Source organism: Sphingobacterium sp. SG20118 (assembly GCF_044740685.1).
GTDB lineage: Bacteria > Bacteroidota > Bacteroidia > Sphingobacteriales > Sphingobacteriaceae > Sphingobacterium.
On sequence record NZ_CP172826.1, the window covers coordinates 1,847,592 to 1,870,830 of the forward strand.

Sequence of the window (23,239 nt, forward strand, 5' to 3'; positions counted from 1 at the left end):
GCGACGGTATGCTTTGATACCTCTTTTAATATAGTTCATATCCTTTATTTTTAATTCTTATCCTCAATTTGTCTTTTAAAAAACCCCTAGCTCCGAAGAGCTAGAGGAATCAGCCACTCATCGCAATCGCATTAAACCAATCAATTATAATCCATATCTTATCTTTTCAAAATCCGCTAATTCCGAAGAACTAGTGGAGTAACAAACATCTTATCTCAAAGATAAAGTGCTTTTGGATGCGGAAATTAGCCGAAACCGCACAATCATTTAGCCGAAACCGCACAAAAAGCTTCCGAATTCGTTATTTCTGATTTTTTATGCTGTAAACCTTTTGATAGGCAAATGGAGTGACATTCGTTTCGCGTTTAAAGAATCTGCAGAATGAGGTTTGGTCTTTAAAGCCACAACAAATGGCTACGTAGGCCACTTTTTCATCCTGCTCCAATAATCTTTTGGCCTTTTCCAATCTAATTCCTTGTTTGTAGTTAATGAAGTTGATCCCATAATGTCTCGTATGTAGTCGATTGAGGTAATCTTTATAGCAATGCAAACTAAAGGCAATCTGCATGATGGTAATGTCTTCATCTTTGGTCGCAAAATGCTGTACGACCATGTCCCGAGCGCTATCGATAAAGATGCGGCTGGGATGATGCATCTCAAATGTAGGGATGAGCTTTCTGATGCTGATATCAAATACATCGTCGAGGGTTTTGCTGAAGCAGATCGCTTGGCTGGATGTGCCTTCCTGCAGCATCTCGAATATCTCGAAGTGTTTGGCTCGGGTATTTTCTTCTGCCCGAAACGGGATACTGGCCACGAGATGTTGGCCATTGTTATAGTAGGCATCCAATAGGGGTTTTAATATGGTTTTCAATTGGCTGTTTGTGCCGATCTGCACTTCAGGGTCGAAGCAGAAGCCATAGACCAGGTACCTGCCTTTTTCCAATTGGACGGTATAGTGGTCGGTAGGGGTGTATAGGTAGACTCCTCGTCGGTTCAATAATGCAAAATCGATCGCGCTTCCTTGTTGGGTCAGTTTACCTTTGCCCGTTATTTCCATCATATGGTAGAGCTGTATGAACGATTCGTTTACCTTGACATGTGCCTGTATACGGTGCTCGATCTGAAAATCATAGCAATACACCGTACCACCAATGGTGGGTAAGATTTCTTCCTGTAATGTCGTATTGCCCGAGCGCCAATGCCGGGTTTCTGCTCCGGGCAGATGGATGGTTGCGGTACTGACCGGACCGGTATGTTCGGGCAGTTCGGGACCTATGCTGATCAGTTCAAAAGTTGCGCCCATAATAGAGTATTGAGGTTCATAATTGGTGTCAGGTTTTAAGTATCTTGGGTATGGGATTTCGAGACCATACCCAAGAATAACAGCTTGTGTTTACTAATGATTAGGGTATGGGTACATAGCGGATGAAGATGGCAAATGGTCCTATAGGCTTGTTGCTATTTTCGGTTAGCGTGGATCCTTCGTCCATTCCCTGCACCACGAGTTGTTTAAAGTCTGGATTTGGGTCTGTTGGAGGCGTTTCCTTATAGAATTGTACGGGTTCTCCGTTTTCATAACTATCGGCAATATGGGATGCTATTCTTTCAAGAAAGCTTGCGGGTATCTCATCCAGTTGCTGCTCCTGATGGGGAAGAAAGTAAAATTCCTTTCGCAACCATGCAGGGAAGTCGTTACGGATCTCGTCTATACCTGCTTGAAATTCTACTCCAGTTAACGCAAGGAAAGCATCCTGAACCCAAGCGACACCTGGGTTGTCAAAAATTTGTTTCATATGATATTTTGTTAAGTAAACCTGAATATTATTAAAAAGCCACTTTAAATCAATTGAAATCGTGTTTTGATGCTTAACCTATATGTTTTTCATGGTTAAGCACGCGAAATGGTCGGGATTGTAACAGTCTGATTTTCGTCAAGTAAAAATATTATTGTTGTTACATGTTGTATTTTATCGTTCTTTTTATTTCCTTATCGTTCAATTAATTATTATAATTGAGAATATATACGAGGGATTGACCAAAATCTATGTTTTCATGTTAATTAAACCAGTTATTGAACGGTTAAAAAGAGTTTTGTTTTTTATTATTGTTGTGTTCCTCATTTCGATGCTTTTCAATCTCAGGACGCACGATGGTTTTTCAATTGCCCGAATGGGGTTGGTCCATTATTGGATATTGACAATAGCACTAGCGGTCGCGCTGCTGCTATTTGCTTTTTGGATTGCTTATACAGCATATTGTTTTAGAAAAATAGCTCTTGATAAGCTTGTCTCGGTTGATGCGACAGGGGCCGAAATGAAGCTGAAGATAGTTGCGTTGAAAGATCGCTGTTACTACTATCTGATGGCTATCTTGCCCTGCATCGTCATCTATGCATTCGTGATTTTTGTGATCAGCTATTTTCGTCCTGCTGGCATGACCATGTTCTTTGCCTATCTCTATCATTATTTGCCGTATATCGCTGCTATCTTATTTCTATTTTCTTTTTTAATGTTAAAAGCAATAAATTCTTGCCCTTTTAGACTGTTCAATTATGCGAAACCCTTGACCATAGAAGTCGTGAAAAGAGTGGAGGTCATCAAAGAAGTAGCCGTCATCAAAGAAGTGGAGATTGTGAAAGAAGTGGAAATTGTAAAAGAAAAATTAGTGGTACCTGCTCATGTGCTGGATGAACACATTGATTTCTACGAGCTCTTTCCGGTTTTATACTGCATCGCTGGCATTGGTCCAATACGCGATGCACAGGGGCGATTCCGCTTATTTGATATCGCCATGATCTATAGTACTGGACGGACTAAGTATTTGATATTGGTAGATGGAACGGTCATACAGTGCAATATGATATTTACCATACTCAAAAGATTGGGCTTGATGCAGTGGATGGTCAAGATTTCGGGCAATTATTATGTCAATATGATGCTGGTGAAGTATCCTATAGTCAAGGATAATGATGCGATGCAATTTCAGCCAGAAGTGATGGAAAAGATGTTGACAAATTTAAAAAAGGCTGATATCTTATTGAAGTTGAAGCCTGGGAATCATGTGAACGGCAAGCATGTGAAAGTTTTTTTGGATAGTAGAAACAGCTTGGAGCATAAAGGATGGGATACCTTTATACCTATGAAATAATGAACCTGCAATTATAAACTTAGACTGACTGAGATCGTCTGCTTGAAATAAGGGCTGACGATTTGATTTCGACGGTAGGTCGTTAGACTACCCAATCTTATGAAAACTATCATGACCGTACCACCTGAGCTGGTATGGAACAGAACGTTTGTGTCCCACACGAGCGGAACATGCACTTCGGTGAATTTTGTGCTGGCTGCCCTCAAGGGGGACAGCACTTTACTTATGGATGAAAAACTGGACCATATCGTTCGGCTCCTGGAAGGAGAGAAGGACGCGTTGTTGGGCTGGATGTCCAGCAAAGATTGTTGTGATTATGTCGCCATCAGTGACAGGACGCTCTACCGGAAAATAAAGGAAGGCTGGATAACCGTAGCCTACCTGGAAAACAAACAAAGATACTTCCGTAAGCAGGATGTACTGAACCTGTACATCCGATACCATCAGAAAACGCCTAGACATATGCCGTAATTTCCAGATACCTTAAGGGTATCTGCTTCGTACTGTATTCGTACCTGCTTCGGAGTTTTTACTACCCTAAAATCACTTTCTAATTACCTTTTAATACCGTTTTCTTGGGGAAGGGTTGTTGGGGGGATGTGCCAGCGATGTGCGGGAGATGGGTAGGGGCCGAAGCTGGTACCTATCTGGTATCTATTTGTTCGCTATTTGACCCTTATGAAGTTCTCGATTTTTCTGTGATAGGTCCTGCGAGGTCTATTATTCATACTCAAAATTACCTGTCGGCCGAAAGTTATTGGACAGTTATCGGACAATTTGTTATGGGATATCGGACAGATACCGGACAGCTCTACTCAGCCTCTTGACAAGCCCTATGTTCATATGCTATGTTTGTTTCCGTAAAGCAAGATATGCCGGTATACATCAAGTCTTTATGTATGGTTAAATATTTTAAAAATAATAAAAATGGGAACAATTAGAAATGGAGCAAATGGGCGATTTTCGGGTAAAGCGGGATCGGTAATAGGATCCAGCTGGAAGGGTATCGACTACATCAAAGGGCTATCTAAAAAGCGTACTAAGCCTTCTACGGAGGAGCAACGTATCCAACAGGCTCGCTTTTATGCGATATCAAAATTCCTCATGCCGATAGCGCCGATCTTGCGTCTGGGTTTTGGCCAGGTGAATGCCGATCGGATGACGCCTACCAATGCGGCACTGCAGCTGAATATCGCGCAGGCAGTGATCGGTACCTATCCGAGTTTTGAACTGGATTATAGTAAGATCCTGATCAGTTCGGGTTCGTTTATCGGGGGTGGTGCCACGTCAGCCTCGGTCAATTCGGGTGTGCTGACGGTTGATTGGGATTTTGCGCTCAGCACCTTGTACAACTCTAAGGCGGATGACCAGGTGATCATCCTGCTTTACCAGCCTACGGTTGATGAGTTTATGACGGCGCCGGTACCTCCGCTGCGTGCAGAGGGTACGGTGGATATCACCATTCCCGACCATCTATTGGGTGGTAAGGGACATGTCTGGGTCTTCTTTGCGAACAGAAAGGGGACTAAGGTCTCCCGTAGTTCTTATCTGGGAGAATTGGATCTGGTGTAAGTGTCGTTGAAGAGATGCTGGGTAGGATCATTGAGCCTGCCCAGCTCTTTTTCGATCTTTTCTTTTGACTTAAGTAAGTAATACGATGAAATTGATAACTAAAAGTATCGATATGCCTAGGGAAGGGAGCAATCTGCTGCTGATCTCGAGGACTCGGTTCCGGATGGCGAGGTTGTTCTTAGCTCCGTTGAACCTGCTGATCCATAAAGGTTTTTCCAGTCACCGAAAGGGGAAAACGCCCTTGGGACGTGCGATGTCGCACTTGTTGCTGAATGCCGTGGAAGGCGATTACCCGAATATCCTGGTCAATCCTGCAAAAGCCAAGCTGAGCGATGGACTCCTGCCTACCGTTACGATGCGAAAGGTAATACGTGAGGGTGCTGCGGTTATGCTGAGTTGGGACAAGCTGCATAATCCTGATCTTGGGGCCAGCTGGGATGATGTGCTGATCTTTTGTGCCTATGATATCGCAGGTGCGTCGGCTGCCATCAATGAGCTAGGGGTGATCCGTCAGGATGGTCGGTTGACCATGGAATTGCCTTCGGGTCTGCATGGTCGCCCTGTCCACCTCTATCTGGTTGTCCATGATCGGGATGGGGTCAGTTATTCGAGTAGTGTATACTTAGGGTTGTTTTAAGGGCTGATGTTATGTTGTTGAAAATAATGCGTATCGAACAGGGGAACAACAGTACCCTGTCTGAAATCTATCTGAACAACCAATTTATCTGCTATGGTCTGGAGGACATCCCGCGCGAAAAGAAGATTCCTGGTAGCACCTGCATTCCTATTGGTACTTATCGCTTGGGATTCAATCGGGATGGAGGGATGAACGGTAACTACTACGACCGCTTCCCGAAACTGCACCGTGGCATGATCGAAATACAAGGAGTCCCGAACTTTAGTCATGTCTATATCCACATCGGTAATACGCACCGTCAAACGGCGGGCTGTTTACTGGTCGGTACGCGATATGTATTCGAACATGGGGATTATCGCATCGAGCAGTCGGTTACGGCGTACAAGCGCTTGTATGCGCTGTTGGTGGAGGTGATGGTTGTAAGGGAAGTTGTCGCTGAAGCCGCGACGGGCTTTAACTTTTTGTCTTGACACAAAAAGTTAACAAAAAAGTCAAGGCTGCATTCCTTGATGCTATTTCACCTCAAAGTGGCTAAATGAATTTAAACTCGTTTCACTCAGACAGAAATTCATTTTATACGCCTCTTTGTCGCTTCAATAACGCAGTCGGAATGCTAGGCCTTTTGGATAAGCCTTCGGCTGTAAGGTAGTAACGGCAGTTTTTTGTGCCTCTGTCGCCGGCACAGGGCGAATTACTTTTTCTTAACAAAAAGTAATCAAAAGTCAAGGCTGCATTCCTTTATGCTATTTCACCTCAAATTGGCTAAATGAATTTAAACTCGTTTCACTCGAACAGAAATTCATTTTATACGCCTCTTCTTCGGTTCAAATACGCAGTCGGAATGCTAGGCCTTTTGGATAAGCCTGCGGCTGTAAGGTAGTGACGGAGTAACCAAGTGACAAAGTGAAGAAGTAACCCAGTGACAAGTGAAGGAGTAACTAACCTCTTAACCTTATAACCTTATAACCTCATAACCTTTTAACTTTTAAACAAAATGAAAAAGATACTAATAAAAATAAATCGGGTGCTGCAAGTGGTCTTGATGGCGCCGATCAAGTTGCCTGGGAAGGCGTTGAATATCCTGAAATATATTGCCCTGGGATTGGGGGTGGTAGAGACGGTGCTAGAGGATAAAGATGAAAAGGATCATGATGAGCCTCCTGATGAGGCAGATCAATTGCGGGCTAGGGAAGATGGTCTATCGGGTGCTGATGTGGAAGATTTTACGGATGGTAATGTGTTTAGTAATGAAATAGATAATGTTATTGACTTAAATAAAAAGTTTACTACAGGAAAGGAGGCTATTGATGAAACTGAATGATATCCGTATCGGAACTCTGGGTGGTACGCTATGCTCGATCTGGGTTTCGTTTTCTGTTGGCGATCTCCTGCAAACGGCTTTGATGGCTGTCGTCGGCACAGTCGTGAGTTATGTGACGAGTAGGTTGCTGGGGAGGTGGAGACGTATGTAAATGTATAGGCTTATCTGCGATTGGATAAGCCTATTTATTTTCAACGTATTGGATATTATGTTGTAAGTTATAATAAATCTAAGTAGGACTTAATATGCTCCACCATTATTTTGAAGTCGGGTTGTCCATTATAATAGAGTGCATTACTATTGATATACAGTTTGTCTAATTGTTCCTCTATTTGTTTGTCGTGAATTAGAAAGGCCTGATTTTCATTCATTGGTATTGCAAAATCAATAGCAGGAAATCGACGTTCTTTATGGGTGTAATATTCATTTGACCCTATAAAGTTTTGTATCTCGGTTTGTTGTAATAATTTGTAGACATCATAGTATTGACGCATAAAGTTGACTTGCATGGTATTTGTCTGTTGCATCACTCTGAATTTGGTCGCTATTGTTTGTAGTTTTTCTACAAATGTATAGCGCATATCATAACAAGGAATAGCTACCGCATTGTTATCGATGAATTTCACTTGTGTTTTTTTTGCTGTGTCATATATCCACGACGTAATATCAATTGGTTTATTAGGATTGATATTGTCAAATCCTACCTCTAATAAAACTCCTTCTTTAATACCTGGTGCTGCTTTAAAAAGGGATGAGTATATCAATCGAATACCACCACTTCTATAATATTGTAAATCATCAAAAGAAGTATCTCTTATTATATCTATTATACCATCAATTTTTATATCCTTAGCGAGGTTATTATAAAAGTTTAATCGCTTTTTACTGTTGGAAGGCTTGTAGTTCTTGGGATTTTCATTTATTTCTAAGTCAACGGGAGGATGGATATGAATATCAATATCTTCTGAAAATCGGTCAATAATTTTAAAAGCTTTAGAAAGAGAAGTACCTCCTTTGAGTTCAAATACATATCCTGCCTGTTTTAGCGCAAATAGACAATGCATGATCCAATAATCTTTCTCTATCAAAATAGGGTCAATTCCTTTTTGTTCTGAGACAATCAATATCAGGCTTTTAAAGTCCTTGTGGTGGTGTAGATAATTTGTTGGCATTACATGATCTGCTCGAATATTTTTCGTGTATTTATGCTTCCGTATCTTTGTACTTGTTTTTTTAGATCAAGTTTGTCCCAATTCGCTATGTTGTTTTTAAGGTTATGGAGTATCATTCCCTGATCTTCTGCCATGTTCTTAAGATTATTGAGCAAGTCGACGACAAGATATTCTTGTGATAGTTTTTTAGGAAATTTAGACTTTCTTCTAAATTCATAGATCTTATTACCCAATTGAACGTCCTCATGTTTTTTATGATTGTAAACACGTTTTCTATTGTACAGCTGTGTGGTTCCAAGACCTAAGGTATTGTAATAGTTGGGTGAGGTAAGTAAATAATCATCCCCTTTAAGATATTTTTTTATAACCTCGTCCTCGTCTGGAGGAGTTGATCCAAATGCAGATTGATTGGGAACATAATAAAGACCTTGTGCAAGTTTTTTTAATTTACCTTCTTCGAGTAGTTCCACTAAATGACGATCTACTGATTTGGACCAGTGAGCCAAATCTTCGCGACGGTAGACTTTTCCTTTGCGCAGTTTTTTTCGTAAATCATCTAACTTATACATGATTCAAATGTATGAAATAAAATTCAAATTTCATGCAAATATAGTATATAACTATTTAATAGTCTAGTTGTTTTGTGATTTTAAAATATGAGTATTGCTTTGGAAGTGATCTTGATGGTGCCGATAATTTTACCTGATAAGGCATTGAATATATTTGAATATTTTATTAAATTTGAACAAGAAATCGATACAAAATTAGGAAGGAGCACAACAATGGGTACACGTGAATATTTATTGGATAAGGCTAAGCGAGAGGGACAGGAGCAAGAACGTGGATTAACGGCGGTACGCATCAAGAAATTGGAAGCTCTTGCTGAGGCTGAAAGGGAGAAAGCTGAAGTAGAAAAAGCGAAAGCTGAGGTTGAAAGGGAGAAAGCTGAACTGGAAAAGTTCGAATCAGCTACTAAAATGTTGAATAGTGGTTTTGATGTAGCGATGATTTGTGATATTTTATCTCTTACACCGGAGCAAGTCGAAAAATTGAAATAAAGTTTTACTGAGTTAATATTAAAAAAAGGTGCCTTTGGTCACCTTTTTTTGTTGATATCAATTCTTTTTTAGAATAAGTATTTGCGCAGGGATGGTTGTGTACCATAGTAGTATGCCTTCGGCTGTAAAAGAGTGACGAAGTGAAGGAGTGACGAAGTGAAGGAGTGACATAGTGACGAGTCGGTTGCTGGGGAGGTTGAGGAAGTAATGGTAGTTTTTTTGTGCCTCTTTCGCCGGCACAGGGCGACAAACGTTTGTCTTGACACAAAGTTTGACAAAAGTCAAGGCTGCATTCCTTTATGCTATTTCACCTCAAAGTGGCTAAATGAATTTAAACTCGTTTCACTCGAACAGAAATTCATTTTATACGCCTCTTTGTCGGTTCAATAACGCAATCGGAATGCTAGGCCTTTTGGATAAGCCTGCGGCTGTAAGGTAGTGACGGAGTAACCAAGTGACGAGTGAAGGAGTAACAAGGTAATGGAGTGACTGAGTAACAAGTGATGAAGTAACCAAGTGACGAAGTAACAAGGCAATGGAGTGACTAGTAAAGAAGTGACTTCTGCAAACAGCTAAACGATCAAGAATTTTTTTGAAAATCCAATAATATTTTCTTCTGTTCCTTTATAAAACCCTCTTTGTCTTTTTTTACAGCATTAATAATCTCTTTCTGTTCTACGGGTATCGTGTAATATTTATCTGCCCATAATTGCATTTCAACCAATAACGGGAGTAAATCTATTCCCTTTTTAGTAAGCGTGTATAACACTTTTGCTTTGCTTTCTGGGTGTTCTAATTTACTGATCAAACCATTTTCTTCGAGCATCAATAATCTTGAAGCTAAGATATTCGTTGCTATTTTTTCCTCAGATTTTAAAAAGTCGCCATAGGTGCATTGTTTGGATAGCATCAAATCCCGGATGAGCAGTAATGACCACTTATCTCCTAAAATATCTAGTGAACAGCTGATAGGGCATTGCGATCTATTTTTCATAATAATGTACTTTTTCTTAAAAACGCTTGCATTTTGCAAGTGGATATTTATATTTGTACTTGCAAAATGCAAGCGAATTTACGATTATAAATTATTAATACCATGGAAAACAATGTAATTTTTGATTCTTACCATAAAAATGGATTACAATTGCGGAACCGTATTGTGATGGCTCCCATGACTAGAAGCCGTTCTGATAACGCTGAAAATAAAGCAACCGAGCTAACGGCACTGTATTATAAGCAACGTGCTTCTGCCGGATTAATCATTACAGAAGGTACATTCATAAGTCCTGAAGCTGTGGGTGTAATACATGTTCCTGCAATATATTCGAAAGGGCAGGTTGCGGGTTGGGAATTGACAACAAAGGCTGTACATGAAGAAGGTGGAGTCATATTTGCCCAGCTTTGGCACACTGGAGCATACTCGCACCCAGATCTGCATAATGGTAAAAAACCATTAGCACCTTCGGATGTGAATCCAGAGCAGCAGGTTTTCACGGCAACTGGGTTCAAACTGACTGAAGCGCCACAGCCTATGACGGTTGCAGATATTAAAAGAACCGTTGAAGATTTTAAACAAGGTGCTCTCCATGCTTTTGAAGCCGGATTTGACGGTGTTGAACTTCATGGCGCCAACGGTTATTTACTACAGCAGTTTTTTAGCAAAAATTCAAATCTGAGAACAGATGAGTATGGGGGTTCTATCGAAAATAGAGCTCGCATTCTTTTTGAGATTTTGGATGCCATAAAAGCAGTTGCCGATATCCATAAAGTTGCGGTACGTCTCAACCCGTCGTTAAACGGTATAATGGGGATTTTGGTCGATGATGAGACTATTGCCCTGTATAGCTATATCGTCAACCGACTTAATGATTACGATCTGGCATATATTCACTTGATAGAACCTTTTACAGATGTTTCAGCAAACCCCCATGCCATTCAGGAAGTTGCCAAACATTTCCGTCCGCTTTATACAGGTACGATCATCATCAACCGTGGCTTTAATAAAGACACGGCAAACAAAGTTCTAAGTGATGGCGATGCCGACTTGGTTTCATTTGGTGTACCCTTTATTGCAAACCCTGATTTAGTCGAGCGTTATAAAACCGGAGCGACACTAAATGTTGCCGATCAAAATACCTTTTATACCCCAGGTGAAATAGGTTATACAGATTATAAAACTATAGATCAACACTAATAACAGAAATATGAAAACAACAGGAAATACCATATTCATCAGTGGAGGCAGTGCAGGAATAGGGTTAGCGATCGCTAAGAAATTAAATGCAGCAGGAAATAAAGTCATTATCAATGGCAGAAATGCAGAACGACTTCAAAAAGCGTTAACAGAATTGGATCAGGCAGTTGCCATTCAGGGTGATCTTTCAGTAGAAGAAGATAGAGTACGTATTGCTAACGATTTGAAAACGAATCATCCGGATGTAAATATAATCATTAACAATGCTGGAACCGCCTTTGCTTATCTCTTAAGCGAAACCATTGGAGCGCATGAAAAAGCAGCAATTGAAATGAATATCAATTATTTTAGTATTATCCATTTTACCGAATTGCTGCTTCCACATCTGCTGCTGCAGGATGGCGCTGCTGTTATTAATATTTCATCCATTGCTGTTTTCGGAAGTAACAAGATGTTACCCACTTATGGTGCATCCAAAGCCGCCCTGCATGGTTATACTGTTGCCTTAAGACAGACCTATGAGGACCAAGACAACCTGCAGGTTTATGAAGTATATCCACCTTTGGTCAATACGGATTTCTCTGCAGAAATAGGTGGGGCGAATGGTATACCTGCATCAGAGGTTGCCGATGAATTGTTTTTAGCTTTGGATAAAAATCAATTTGATGTACCTGTAGGAGATTCGAAATTGTTTTTCCAGCAAACTAAGTAGTCACTATATATGGTTCTTCATTTTGTTAGCAAATGAAGGACCGCTTTAAGCAATTTATATCAATTATGGAATTAAGAGGAAAAACAATACTAATAACAGGGGGAGCATCAGGAATAGGACTGGAGGCTGCAAAACAATTTTTAGAAAAAGGTGTTCATGTCATTATTACAGGACGAAATCAAGCTAAATTGGACGCAGCAAAAGCATTGTACCCCGGTGTCATTCCCATTAAAAGTGATGTCGCTTCTGAGGATGAAGCACAGTTACTCTTTAAGGAAATCGAAAAACTCGGTGGAATAGATATTTTATATAATAATGCCGGAGTTGGGGTCGAACCTTCTAATCTCGGGATTTCAGATGTAAAACATCTGCAAGGTGCAACCTATGAGATGAATATCAATTATTTAGGCGTCATTCGTTTGAATAATCTGTTTCTTGATATGTTGAAATCAAAACCTGGAACTGCCATTATCAATACGACCTCGCTACTCAGTTATGTTCCCTCTTTGCTTGAGGCAACTTATTCTTCATCTAAGACTGCGCTAGCATTTTATACAACAGCTTTACGCGCACATCTTGGTATTTTAAAAAGCCATGTGAAAGTATTCGAGCTCGTACCACCGCTTGTTTCTACACCAATGACTGTAGAAAGAAGTGATCCTAAATTAAGCCCCGAAGAACTGGTAAAAGCTTTAATTGTAGGACTGGAGAAGGACCGATATCATATTCGAGTAGGCACTTCCAAACTGGTTTATATTTTAAATCGTATTTTTCCGAAACTAACTTTTAAACTTGTTAACCCGAAGAAAATAAATCCATTATTAATACCCTAATCAATGAAAGCATTTCACATTAACCGATATAGTAAAACGGATAAGTTAGCGCTTGTCGAGGTTCCAGCACCAAAGATTAAAGACCACGAAGTATTGGTTGAAATCAATGCGGCCAGTGTCAATCAATTGGATGCTAAGTTAAAGCATGGCGATTTCAAATTGTTATTACCCTATAAGATGCCTCTTATCCTAGGTCACGATGTGGCAGGTGTTATCGTTCAGGTTGGTTCAAAAGTAAAAAACTTTCAAGTCGGCGATGAAATCTATGCTAGGCTTCCCGATTTTAGTATTGGTGGTTTTGCGGAATATGTTGCCATAGATGAAAATGATATTGCTTTAAAACCCACGAATATGACGATGGAAGAGGCCGCTTCCATACCGCTAGTAGGTTTGACCGCCTGGCAGGCTCTTGTTGAAATCGCGCAGATCAAAAAAGGTCAAAAAGTATTTATTCAGGCCGGTTCGGGTGGAGTAGGAACGATTGCTATCCAATTGGCTAAATATTTGGGTGCAACTGTGGCGACCACTGCGAGTAAAAATAGTTTTGATTTATTACAGGCCCTTGGTGCAGATCTTTTGATCGATTATAAAAATGAAAAATTTGAAGATATATTAAGTGACTATGATGTTGTATTGCATAGTCAGGATACTAAAACATTGGAGAAATGCTTCGGTATTTTAAAATCGGGAGGGAAAATTATTTCAATTTCGGGTCCTCCTACTGTAGATTTTGCTCAAGATTTGGGTTTAGCCTGGTATATGAAACTAATAGTAAGTTTATTGAGTAGGCGCATAGAAAGAAAGGCCAACAAGCTGAAAATTGACTACACTTTTCTATTTATGCGTGCAAATGGTCAACAATTAGCCGAAATAACCAAATTGATTGAAGCTAATCTGATAAAAGCAGTTATAGATCAAATTTTCCCATTCGAAAAAACAAACGAGGCATTAACCTATGTAGAAAGTGGTCGTGCAAAGGGCAAGGTTGTCATAACCAAAAATTTAAAAGATTGACCCACGATAGATGCAGTGACATAAGTCTAAGATGACACTGCTTATATAGGCTAAATGAATTTAAAATTGTTTCACTCAGGCTGAAATTCATTTTATACGCCTCTTTGTCGGTTCAATAACGCAATCGGAATGCTAGGCCTTTTGGATAAGCCTTCGGCTGTAATGTAGTGACATAGTGAAGGAGTAAAGGAATGACAAGTGAAGGAGTGAAGAAGTAACGAAGTGAAGGAGTGACAAGTGAAGGAGTAACAAATAGTGATGGAGTAACATAGTGACGCAGTAACAAATAGTGACGCAGTGAAGGAGTAAAGTAATTCGCGTATAGTTTTAAGTTTTTCTAGAAAACTGTAAAGCTATACACGGATTAGGCCTAAGCCATGATACCAAAAGAACAAGTCTGACCCATGATGAGCTATTGGAAGAGTTGGTAGGGTAATTTTTTAATTTTCTGCTACCTTTAGTTTATTGTGTTGTCCAACTGTTGTTTGAGTATACGAATTTCGAGAATTTTATGACTTTTGATTTGATCAGCTCCTCTTATTGTAATCGTTAACTTCTCTTGAGTTAATAAGGTTTGTTTCAAGTGTATCAAATTGTTTTTAACTCCTTTATCGGTCGGTTGTGATTTTAATTTACCAATGACAACACCGTTGATCAAGATTTCTGTGGAACGTGGACTTTCTTCGTCTAAGTATTTGATATAAATGTCTGCATTGGTGTTACTTTGTTTTTTTAAAGTATAACTAAACCAGCCATCGGCTTCTCGCCAGCGAGTATCGTCAAATACCCCAGCATGACTATGCTCTTGTTGAATAAAATGGTCGGATTCTGGTTGTTGCTCACCACAGACTATTTTGTCAATTGTAAGGGCATTTAAACGTAAGCTTTCTTGTTCATCTAACTCCATTTTTTCCTGTATACCTTGCAACTGTTTTTCTGTTGCTTGTGGCCAATAGATGATGTATCGGCTGTCGTGGATTTTATAAAATGGTTCTAGTTCCATGCTTATGGTTTCCTTACCTAAGCGTAGTCCCGATAATGAAAAATGTAGCGGTTTTGCTTCAATAGGCTTGATTAAACTAGGAATAGCTGACGCTTCACTGGTTAGTATAGGTAAATCACGTAATGGTACTTGTGCGCCTTTTGCGACATGCCCCATACGGCTATCGTCGGCAAGTAAATCGGGTAATGTTTCAGTTGCTGTACGAGCTCCTAATACTATAGGACCATAAAGCAGGCTATAATAGTTACTGTGATCGGGCAGCTGTTCGGTATGGATACCCATAGGGAGTTCGATGTCGACGCGATCTGCTTTTTTCCATGTCCGCTTGATGGAGATAAAGTCTGTTTTTTCTGAATTAGTCTTTTGGACTTTTCCATTGATCCTGACCGTTGGCGTTTCCGTTAGCCAAGCGGGTCTGCGGATATGCAAAGTAAAAGTTGCCGCTTGCTTTTTCGGATGAATGTGTAAGGTGGTACTTGCTTGCTCTGGGAAATTATTTTCCTGAATGATTTCGACTCCTTGTTCTTGCCAGTTTAATCGAGAAGGAATAAATAGGTTGACAAAAAGCTCAGCCTTCTTGTGCGCATAGATCATTTCTCCATATTTAGCGTGATTCTCGATACCCGATCCGACACAGCACCACATACTGGTATGGGGTTGTGAATAGACGCGGTAATGGCCTGGACGGATTTGTGTAAAATAGACAAATCCACCATTTTCAGGATGCTGACTGGACAGGATATGGTTATATAAACTGCGTTCGTAATAATCCAGATATCGGCCTTGTGGATCGGTTTGATGGAGCATTTTTGTTAGACGGAGCATGTTATAAGTATTGCAGGTTTCGGGCCCTTCAATACTGTGTATCATCTTTGAGAAATCATTGGTCGGGTTAAAATGTTCACTGACGCTATTGCCGCCAAAAGAGATAGAACGTTGCGTTACGACACTTTCCCAGAAATAACGGACAGCATCTGCCCAGGTTTCTTCTTGTGCCAGATCTGCAATTCTTTTAAATCCCAGCACTTTTGGAATCTGCGTGTTGGCATGTTGTCCAGTAAGTTTATCTTGGTGTTTGATTAAAGGGTCTAAAACCTCATGATGACTGAACTGGCGTGCAAGTGCCAGATAAGTTGGGTTTTGTGTGATGCTAGCAACATCTGCAAAAGTTTCGTTGAGTCCGCCATGTTCACTTCGCAACATATCCTGAATTTGTGTTTCAGACAATTGTTGTACCAGAGTAATAGCCCAATCCGTCATCTTGATGAGCATATCCTTAGCTTCCTGATTGCCTGTTAGGAGATAGGCATCTCGTAAGCCAGCATAAGTTTTATGTATATTATACAAAGGTACCCATTTCCCATTCAGCGTGAATCCGCTAGCTTGGATATTACCCTTTTTGATTTCCTCCCAGATGGTTTTTCCTCCGGGAACACCACCGATGTATCCATTGCCATTGGCATCTTGGCAATTTTTTAGATTAGACAACATATAATCTAATCTTTGTTTGATCTGTACATCACCTGTTGAAGCGTACATATGGGCTAGAGCGGAGAGGTAGTGTCCGCCGATATGGCCATCTAAACCTGTATTTTCCCAGTTGGTATAAGATTCTTTTTTTTGTGGTAAACCCGCCTCACGAAGAAATGGAGCCAACAAACGGTCTGCATCTAAGGTGAGCAGATAATTTAAATCAAGATCTTCGGCATGTTTGAAGGGGCCTGGAAGTAAGCGAACATCTTTTAGTTCAAAATAGGTCAATTGTGGTTTTGTCTGGGCCGATAACGTACCCGTAAAGATAACTACGCATGTAAAATATGAAAAGATTCGTTTTAGCTTCATAACAATTCTGGTTTAGGTATTTCTATGTAACAAGTTGTTTGTTCAACATGTGAAATGTTGTTCAGACATTTATTTAGATGGTCAAAAAAAACGTAATGTGCGTGAGCACATCTGGTTAGCCATTCAGGTACCCGCTAGGCTGGTATCTTGAAAAGGACATGATTTTTCAATACAAATCAACGAAAAAAAAAAGTTAAAATTTCATTATTTAAAAAATAAATGTTAATTTGACATTAATTACTTTAAAAACCGAATCTTATGCTAGATTAATGTAGGTGTTTTTATATGTAATATAATATGAACCAATATTATAAACCAAAACAATCAATAATGAATAAAGATTATGTGATCGGCTTAGATTACGGGATTAGGTTGCGGGATTAGCTTTTGCTTTTACCTTGGCCTTGATGATTGGTGTCAGCTTATTGACAACTGCATTGGCTTGCAGTTGTCAACAGACTTCAAATTAACACAGCATTATCTGGATGTACCAATTCATCCTACACTTGCTTCTACGGTGGTGAAACCAGAACAGACTTAATATCACAAAATCGGAATATAGATTTACGATAAAATAATTTATGATAAAATAATATACAATGAAAAAAATCGAGCTATTACTAGCAGCTATGCTTACGGGATCTACGCCTTTATTTGCACAGACCCCTGTAAGTTTTAAAGTGGACCTTGACCAATCAGCTGGAATGATGTCACAAGACATGTGGGGTGTATTCTTTGAAGATATTAATATGGGTGCCGATGGTGGGATATATGCTGAATTGGTTAAAAACCGATCTTTCGAGTTTAACGAACCTTGGATGGGATGGAAAAAACTGACCAAAGAACCGGAGGGTACTTTTCTGATTGTAAATAACAGTAAACGAAAAGGAAACCCGCGCTCATTGAAGATTCATAATCCAAAGGGTCTACAACTGGGTGTGCAAAATGAAGGGTTTCGTGGTATGGGAATCAAGAAAGGGGAGCAGTATGAATTTTCGCTGCTTTTTAAAGAAGCTACTGCTGGAATGCGCATTCGTGTCGAGTTGTTGAATGAACAGGATAACGTGATTGGATCAAGTGAATTAACATTGTCTAGTGGAAGTGATTGGCAAAGTGGCTCGGCAAAGTTTACGGCCTCAGAGACCGTTGCTAAAGGTAAGTTGAATGTCTGGATAGAAGGAGCGGGCGATGCGGAAGTGGATATGATCTCTCTTTTCCCGAAGGAGACTTGGAAAAATAGACCTAAAGGCCTGCGTAAGGATATGGTCCAGCTATTGGCAGATATGAAACCCGGATTCATTCGTTTTCCAGGAGGTTGTATTGTGGAAGGCAGGGATCTAGCGAGTCGTTTCCAATGGAAAAAAACAGTAGGTCCGATCGAGGAACGTGAACTGATCATCAACCGTTGGAATACGGAATTTAAGCACAGACCGGCACCGGATTATTTTCAAACTTTTGGATTGGGATTTTATGAATATTTCTTAATGGCTGAAGATATTGGTGCTAAGGCAGTACCCATCTTAAATTGTGGGATGGCCTGCCAGTTCAATACGGCAGAACTTGTTCCGATGGATGAGTTGGATACGTATATTCAGGATGCTTTGGATCTGATTGAATTTGCCAATGGTGATGTGACGACGACCTGGGGTAAACTTCGTGCTGATATGGGGCATCCGGCTCCTTTCAATATGGAAATGCTAGGTGTGGGTAATGAAAATTGGGGACCGCAGTATGTAGAACGATTAGCTGCATTTAAAAAGATTTTAAATGAAAAACATCCTGAGATTGCCATTATTGCAAGTTCAGGGACTGATCCCGATGGAGAACGTTTTGCCTACTTGGATGAGCAGCTGCGTGATATGAACATCGATATCATTGATGAGCATTATTACCGACCACCGGGGTGGTTTTTGTCAAGCGCTTCCCGCTATGATGATTATGACCGTAAGGGTCCAAAAATATTTGCTGGAGAATATGCTTCACACACGACCAGACCTAATGGTCCTGGCCGTAGTACATGGGAGGCAGCGTTGTCGGAGGCCGCTTTTCTAACGGGCCTAGAGCGTAATGCCGATGTGGTACAAATGGCCTCTTATGCGCCTTTGTTTGGTCATGTCGACGGTTGGCAATGGACTCCAGATTTGATCTGGGTGGATAATTTAAATGCATATGGAACACCTAGTTATCAAGTGCAAAAATTGTATTCCACCAATACGGGTACGGATATCATACCTATTAAATGGAATGGAGATGCTGTAGCAGGTAAAGATAGTTTATTCGCATCGTCTGTTTATGACAGTGCTACGAAGGAACTGATCATTAAATTTGTGAATTATAATAGTAAACCGGTACAGGTTAATTTTGATATCAACTCGAAGAAAAAATTGAAACAAGCTGCTGTGAAAACGACATTGGCAAATGCAGATTTGAGTATATCGACAAGTTTTGAAGAACCATTGAAAATACAGCCAAAAGTGGAACAAGTTAACTATAAAGGGAAAAAGATAGCAGAAACGTTTGCACCTTACTCCTTAACGGTCATCAAGCTGGGCGTTCAATAATATTAATTTTTATGCTAATGAAAAAACAGCTTATTTATATATGTTTATTGTTTTTCTTTCTGATACGACATACATCGTTGTATGCTAATGAACCAGATTCGGCTTATATTTTTGCCTATAGCTCGGGAAAGAATGACCACCATAATGGCTTGCATTTTGCATGGAGCCTGGACAAGAAGAAATGGAATAACATTGGCGCTGAAGCGAGTTTCTTACGGTCCGATTATGGTCGATGGGGATCGGAAAAAAAGATGATTGATCCTTTCTTGTTTTTATCTCCAACGGGAACTTGGCATTGTGTCTGGAGTTTGAATAAAGAAGATGGTGCTTTTGCACACAGTGCATCGCGCGATTTGATTCAATGGGAAAGCCAGTCCTATCCTTTGGTATCTGCAGGAGGCAATTGCCTCAGTCCTGTAATTGATTACAACAAAACGACTGGTACTTACCAAGTCGTCTGGAAGACGGATCGGAATGTGCAAGGATATTATGCTGTAGAAACAAAGGATTTTAAAACATTTTCTGCAGCTAAGAAAGTGACGGATTTGCAAAACAATAAAGTAGAGGTACGTCTAGTAGATGGAATCTATACGGGGACGGTTCATAAAGTTGCGTGGCAAACACTTGAAAATCTGCTCAAAAAACAGCAATTGGATGCTTATAAAGCAAAGTTGAACAGTGAGCGAATGGCGGATGATGGGTATCGCTTTGCTGATTTACCTGCTCTGAAAGGAAAACTAAAATTAGATGAACATATTGCTGAACGTAAGATAAGTGATCTGCTTATTGGAGCATTTTTTGAAGATATCAATTATGCAGCTGATGGCGGTTTATATGCAGAATTGATCCAGAATAGGGGATTTGAATACTCTTCTATGGACCGAAAAGAATGGAACAGTCTGACTGCCTGGAGTACCACGAATAGTGAAACGATTCTTGCGATTGATACGCTATCTCCGATTCACAAAAATAACCGCCACTATGTGAGCATGCATGCTAAAAATGGAGCTGGAATTGTTAATGAAGGATTTGGTGGTATCTCTATCCAGAAAGGCGAGCACTATAAGTTTTCGGTATATGCTCGAACAAAATCTGGGCAATTTGGGCAATTGATAATTCGGCTAGTAGATGGAAAGGGGAATACTATTGGTGAAACGAAAACAAAAAAAATAGCTAAAAAATGGGAACAGTATAAATTGGAAATGATCGGAAACGCAACCGTTCCAGATGCTCGATTGGTGATTGCTTACTCAACCGATGGCGTAATCGATATGGACATGGTCTCGTTATTTCCTAAAAATACTTTCCGGAATAGAGATAACGGACTGAGAGCAGATCTTGCTACGACTATTGCTGATATGAAGCCTCGTTTTGTTCGTTTTCCAGGTGGTTGTGTAGCTCATGGTGATGGTATAGATAATATCTATCATTGGAAAAATACGATCGGTCCATTGGAGCAACGAAAGCCACAGCGTAATCTTTGGGGATATCATCAGTCATTTGGTTTAGGATATTTTGAATATTTCCAATTTTGTGAAGATTTAGGTGCAGAGCCTGTACCTGTTGTGGCGGCAGGTGTACCATGCCAAAATTCGGGACATCATGGTCACGAACTTGGTGGGCAGCAGTGTGGTATTCCTATGGAAGATATGGGCGATTATATTCAAGATATTTTGGATTTAATAGAATATGCCAATGGAGATAGTAAAACTTTTTGGGGTAAGAAACGTGCTGAAGCGGGACATGTTGCTCCTTTTAACTTGAAATATATAGGTATTGGTAATGAAGATTTGATTACTGATATATTTAAAGAACGCTTTACTATGATCTATCAAGCTGTAAAAGAGAAATATCCTGATGTTGAGGTTATTGGTACAGCGGGGCCTTTTTACGAAGGATCGGATTATGTGGAAGGGTGGGAGTTGGCAACAAAATTGGAGGTTCCTTTAATTGATGAGCATTACTACAATCCTCCAGGATGGTTTATCCATAATCAGGACTTTTACGACCGTTATGACCGCAAGAAGGCTAAGGTATATCTTGGAGAGTATGCTGCGCATCTTTCTGATCGTGCCAGTACAATTGAAACAGCATTGGCCGAGGCCCTGCACTTGTGTAACGTAGAGCGAAATGCCGATATCGTTACGATGACTTCTTATGCACCTTTATTAGCAAAAGAAGGTAATACGCAGTGGTCTCCAGATCTGATCTATTTCGATAATACAACGGTGAAACCTACTGTGGGTTATTATATTCAACAAGCATTTGGACAACATGCTGGGCATACCTATCTATTCAGTGATTTACAGTTGTCTAATCAAGATGAAGCGGTTCGTAAACGAGTTGGAAAGTCAATCGTCCGGGACGCTAAATCGGGCGATATTATCGTGAAACTGGTGAATTTGTTGCCAGTTGAAATTGACCTTGAACTTGATCTTTCGACAATTGGTATTACAGGGCAAGAAGTACATGCAACTGTTATATCAGGTGCACCGGCAGATCGAACAGCTAAACCTGTTGCAGTAACACTTCAAATGGAAAATTGCAAATTGTCTCCTTATTCGTTCACCGTTTTTCGCATACCTGCTCAAAAATAAGGAGGAATATGAAAAAGATACACATTATAATCCGATGGCCATTGATATTGGTGGCGATATTGGTTGGAATCACAGCGTTTGGACAACAAAGTATAGCTTCAAAGCCTGGCCCAGTAGCTTATCTGTTTGCTTATTTTTCTGACAATAGTCCAGACGGCGAACAGGTTCGTTATGCGATAAGCAAAGATGGTTTAAATTATCAGCCCTTGAATGAGGGGAAACCGGTTATTGCATCTGATAGCATTGCTTTAAAAAAGGGTATTCGCGATCCCCACATCATGCGTTCTGAAGATGGAAAAACTTTCTATATGGTGCTGACGGATATGCGCTCAAGCGAGGGCTGGCAAAGCAATGATGGTATTATCTTGATGAAAAGTACCGATCTAATCCATTGGGAGCATAAGGCGATTGATTTCCCAACGCGATTTCCTGATTTGGAGGGATTTGGTCAGGATAATTTACATGCGGCCTGGGCGCCGCAAACCATTTGGGACAATGACAAACAACAATACATGATCTATTATTCTATAGGTAGACATGACTGGGAGTATGCCGTAGGAGATAAAAAACAGCCTTATTTTAAAATCTATTACTCGTATGCAAATTCCGATTTCACGGATATCAGTACACCGGAATTGTTATTTGACTTCGGAACAGCCGCTATTGATGGTGATATTGTGTATGATAAAATAAAACAGGAGTACGTGTTATTTTTTAAGGATGAAGGATTATCTACTATCAATAATGGTTTACAGACGAGGAGTGGGGTGATGCGAGCAACAAGTAAAAATGTGACCGGACCCTATCGCGCAGAATACCGTCACCTCAATCCGGATCAGCATAAACCTGTTGAGGGTTTCCAGTGTGTTCAAGCTGATTGATTCGGATGAGTACATATTAATGTATGACTGTTATACGGAGGGTTATTATCAGTTTTGTAAAAGTTCAGATCTAACGCATTTTACTTTTGTTCAAAATACACCATTGCACGGTCAGTTTACTCCCAGACATGGTTCGGTCATGCCCATAACCAGTGAAGAGTTGCAAAAACTGACTGATAAATTTGGAACTCCTGCTGGGTTTTAAAGCGTATAATTTTTTGTTTTATTTTTGAAAATTCAACAAGATTTTAAACTTATTTGGTTTGTATATCCTTATTGTACAGGCTATTGCGTTGATGATTTTTGTTCGGATAGCGTCTTTAATGAGTATAAAAAAATAAATGTTTGTTTTACATTTATTTTTTTATATTTGTTATACAATTATAACCAATATAGTTTTTCACCTTACCATCAAAAAAACCGTTGAGTCTTCCAATCTGGATCAAGTAAAGGTTTTCTTGCGGAAATCTATGTTGACCGATCATGTCGTTTTCGATCAGGAAATTAAAATTGATCTTAACAACATCGTGCTTGGAACGGAAACACGTGTTACCGCACAGTTGTCTACTGGATTGAAAGACCAGGATTATATTTTTGCGCGTGTGGGTGTGAAGGCTTCCTCATCGGAAGAGTATACTTACACTTCTGTACAAAAGATAATCTTAAAGTAATTTATGGGGTACTATTTGTAA

General features: G+C 40.0%; 23 protein-coding genes. 17 read left to right on the forward strand and 6 right to left on the reverse strand.

What is annotated here, in order from left to right; translation table 11 throughout:
• Window positions 1–301: 301 nt before the first annotated feature.
• A complete protein-coding gene (locus ACFX5U_RS08715) occupies window positions 302–1,063 on the reverse strand; it encodes a helix-turn-helix transcriptional regulator (RefSeq protein ID WP_400263133.1) in 762 nt (253 codons plus the stop codon).
• Window positions 1,064–1,406: 343 nt separating this feature from the next.
• A complete protein-coding gene (locus ACFX5U_RS08720) occupies window positions 1,407–1,796 on the reverse strand; it encodes a hypothetical protein (RefSeq protein ID WP_400263134.1) in 390 nt (129 codons plus the stop codon).
• 259 nt (window positions 1,797–2,055) lie between these two features.
• Between ACFX5U_RS08720 and ACFX5U_RS08725 the strand changes: the two genes are divergently transcribed.
• The 7 genes from ACFX5U_RS08725 to ACFX5U_RS08755 all read left to right on the forward strand — a co-directional run bounded on the left by ACFX5U_RS08725 (window position 2,056) and on the right by ACFX5U_RS08755 (window position 6,680).
• Window positions 2,056–3,150, forward strand: coding sequence for a hypothetical protein (locus ACFX5U_RS08725; protein WP_400263135.1), 1,095 nt, complete (start codon window positions 2,056–2,058; stop codon window positions 3,148–3,150).
• A gap of 99 nt (window positions 3,151–3,249) precedes the next feature.
• Window positions 3,250–3,621 carry a hypothetical protein gene (locus tag ACFX5U_RS08730; RefSeq protein WP_400263136.1) on the forward strand — a complete coding sequence of 124 codons (372 nt, stop codon included), beginning with the start codon at window positions 3,250–3,252 and terminating at the stop codon, window positions 3,619–3,621.
• A gap of 104 nt (window positions 3,622–3,725) precedes the next feature.
• The gene (locus ACFX5U_RS08735; RefSeq protein WP_400263137.1) at window positions 3,726–3,977 is read left to right on the forward strand and encodes a hypothetical protein; all 252 of its coding nucleotides are present in this window, start codon (window positions 3,726–3,728) and stop codon (window positions 3,975–3,977) included.
• 100 nt (window positions 3,978–4,077) lie between these two features.
• The gene (locus tag ACFX5U_RS08740; RefSeq protein WP_400263138.1) at window positions 4,078–4,722 is read left to right on the forward strand and encodes a DUF6266 family protein; all 645 of its coding nucleotides are present in this window, start codon (window positions 4,078–4,080) and stop codon (window positions 4,720–4,722) included.
• An 85-nt stretch (window positions 4,723–4,807) separates the two neighbouring features.
• The gene (locus ACFX5U_RS08745) at window positions 4,808–5,359 is read left to right on the forward strand and encodes a DUF6266 family protein (protein WP_400263139.1); all 552 of its coding nucleotides are present in this window, start codon (window positions 4,808–4,810) and stop codon (window positions 5,357–5,359) included.
• Window positions 5,360–5,370: 11 nt separating this feature from the next.
• Window positions 5,371–5,829, forward strand: a complete 459-nt coding sequence (locus ACFX5U_RS08750; protein ID WP_400263140.1) for a DUF5675 family protein — start codon at window positions 5,371–5,373, stop codon at window positions 5,827–5,829.
• A 524-nt stretch (window positions 5,830–6,353) separates the two neighbouring features.
• Complete coding sequence (locus ACFX5U_RS08755) at window positions 6,354–6,680, forward strand: hypothetical protein (RefSeq protein WP_400263141.1); 327 nt, start codon at window positions 6,354–6,356, stop codon at window positions 6,678–6,680.
• Between the two features lie 218 nt (window positions 6,681–6,898).
• Here ACFX5U_RS08755 and ACFX5U_RS08760 read toward each other — a convergent pair whose 3' ends face one another.
• Window positions 6,899–7,804 (reverse strand): nucleotidyl transferase AbiEii/AbiGii toxin family protein, encoded by a 906-nt coding sequence (locus ACFX5U_RS08760; protein ID WP_400263142.1) that lies wholly within the window; start codon window positions 7,802–7,804, stop codon window positions 6,899–6,901.
• A gap of 47 nt (window positions 7,805–7,851) precedes the next feature.
• On the reverse strand, window positions 7,852–8,421 hold the full coding sequence (locus tag ACFX5U_RS08765) for a hypothetical protein (RefSeq protein ID WP_038697914.1): 570 nt from the start codon (window positions 8,419–8,421) through the stop codon (window positions 7,852–7,854).
• An 87-nt stretch (window positions 8,422–8,508) separates the two neighbouring features.
• Here ACFX5U_RS08765 and ACFX5U_RS08770 point away from each other — a divergent pair, with 87 nt between their 5' ends.
• Complete coding sequence (locus ACFX5U_RS08770) at window positions 8,509–8,910, forward strand: hypothetical protein (RefSeq protein ID WP_400263143.1); 402 nt, start codon at window positions 8,509–8,511, stop codon at window positions 8,908–8,910.
• Between the two features lie 580 nt (window positions 8,911–9,490).
• On the opposite strand, the gene ACFX5U_RS08775 is transcribed toward ACFX5U_RS08770, so the two are convergent.
• On the reverse strand, window positions 9,491–9,904 hold the full coding sequence (locus tag ACFX5U_RS08775; RefSeq protein ID WP_400263144.1) for a winged helix-turn-helix transcriptional regulator: 414 nt from the start codon (window positions 9,902–9,904) through the stop codon (window positions 9,491–9,493).
• 102 nt (window positions 9,905–10,006) lie between these two features.
• Between ACFX5U_RS08775 and ACFX5U_RS08780 the strand changes: the two genes are divergently transcribed.
• The 4 genes from ACFX5U_RS08780 (at window position 10,007) to ACFX5U_RS08795 (ending at window position 13,663) form a co-directional block, all read left to right on the forward strand.
• Entirely contained in the window at window positions 10,007–11,104 is a 1,098-nt protein-coding gene (locus tag ACFX5U_RS08780) for an alkene reductase (RefSeq protein ID WP_400263145.1), read from the forward strand.
• A 10-nt stretch (window positions 11,105–11,114) separates the two neighbouring features.
• Window positions 11,115–11,816 (forward strand): SDR family NAD(P)-dependent oxidoreductase, encoded by a 702-nt coding sequence (locus ACFX5U_RS08785; RefSeq protein WP_400263146.1) that lies wholly within the window; start codon window positions 11,115–11,117, stop codon window positions 11,814–11,816.
• Window positions 11,817–11,881: 65 nt separating this feature from the next.
• The gene (locus ACFX5U_RS08790) at window positions 11,882–12,649 is read left to right on the forward strand and encodes an SDR family oxidoreductase (RefSeq protein ID WP_400263147.1); all 768 of its coding nucleotides are present in this window, start codon (window positions 11,882–11,884) and stop codon (window positions 12,647–12,649) included.
• Between the two features lie 3 nt (window positions 12,650–12,652).
• Window positions 12,653–13,663, forward strand: coding sequence for an NADP-dependent oxidoreductase (locus ACFX5U_RS08795; RefSeq protein ID WP_400263148.1), 1,011 nt, complete (start codon window positions 12,653–12,655; stop codon window positions 13,661–13,663).
• A 457-nt stretch (window positions 13,664–14,120) separates the two neighbouring features.
• On the opposite strand, the gene ACFX5U_RS08800 is transcribed toward ACFX5U_RS08795, so the two are convergent.
• Window positions 14,121–16,508, reverse strand: a complete 2,388-nt coding sequence (locus tag ACFX5U_RS08800) for a beta-L-arabinofuranosidase domain-containing protein (RefSeq protein ID WP_400263149.1) — start codon at window positions 16,506–16,508, stop codon at window positions 14,121–14,123.
• 599 nt (window positions 16,509–17,107) lie between these two features.
• On the opposite strand from ACFX5U_RS08800, the gene ACFX5U_RS08805 reads away from it, so the two are divergent.
• The 5 genes from ACFX5U_RS08805 to ACFX5U_RS08825 all read left to right on the forward strand — a co-directional run bounded on the left by ACFX5U_RS08805 (window position 17,108) and on the right by ACFX5U_RS08825 (window position 23,218).
• The gene (locus ACFX5U_RS08805) at window positions 17,108–19,069 is read left to right on the forward strand and encodes an alpha-L-arabinofuranosidase C-terminal domain-containing protein (RefSeq protein ID WP_400263150.1); all 1,962 of its coding nucleotides are present in this window, start codon (window positions 17,108–17,110) and stop codon (window positions 19,067–19,069) included.
• A gap of 17 nt (window positions 19,070–19,086) precedes the next feature.
• Window positions 19,087–21,666, forward strand: a complete 2,580-nt coding sequence (locus ACFX5U_RS08810; protein WP_400263151.1) for an alpha-L-arabinofuranosidase C-terminal domain-containing protein — start codon at window positions 19,087–19,089, stop codon at window positions 21,664–21,666.
• Between the two features lie 8 nt (window positions 21,667–21,674).
• Window positions 21,675–22,547 (forward strand): glycoside hydrolase family 43 protein, encoded by an 873-nt coding sequence (locus ACFX5U_RS08815; RefSeq protein ID WP_400263152.1) that lies wholly within the window; start codon window positions 21,675–21,677, stop codon window positions 22,545–22,547.
• Between the two features lie 19 nt (window positions 22,548–22,566).
• Window positions 22,567–22,752 (forward strand): hypothetical protein, encoded by a 186-nt coding sequence (locus tag ACFX5U_RS08820; RefSeq protein WP_400263153.1) that lies wholly within the window; start codon window positions 22,567–22,569, stop codon window positions 22,750–22,752.
• A 136-nt stretch (window positions 22,753–22,888) separates the two neighbouring features.
• Window positions 22,889–23,218, forward strand: a complete 330-nt coding sequence (locus tag ACFX5U_RS08825) for a DUF3823 domain-containing protein (protein ID WP_400263154.1) — start codon at window positions 22,889–22,891, stop codon at window positions 23,216–23,218.
• The last annotated feature ends 21 nt before the right edge of the window (window positions 23,219–23,239 follow it).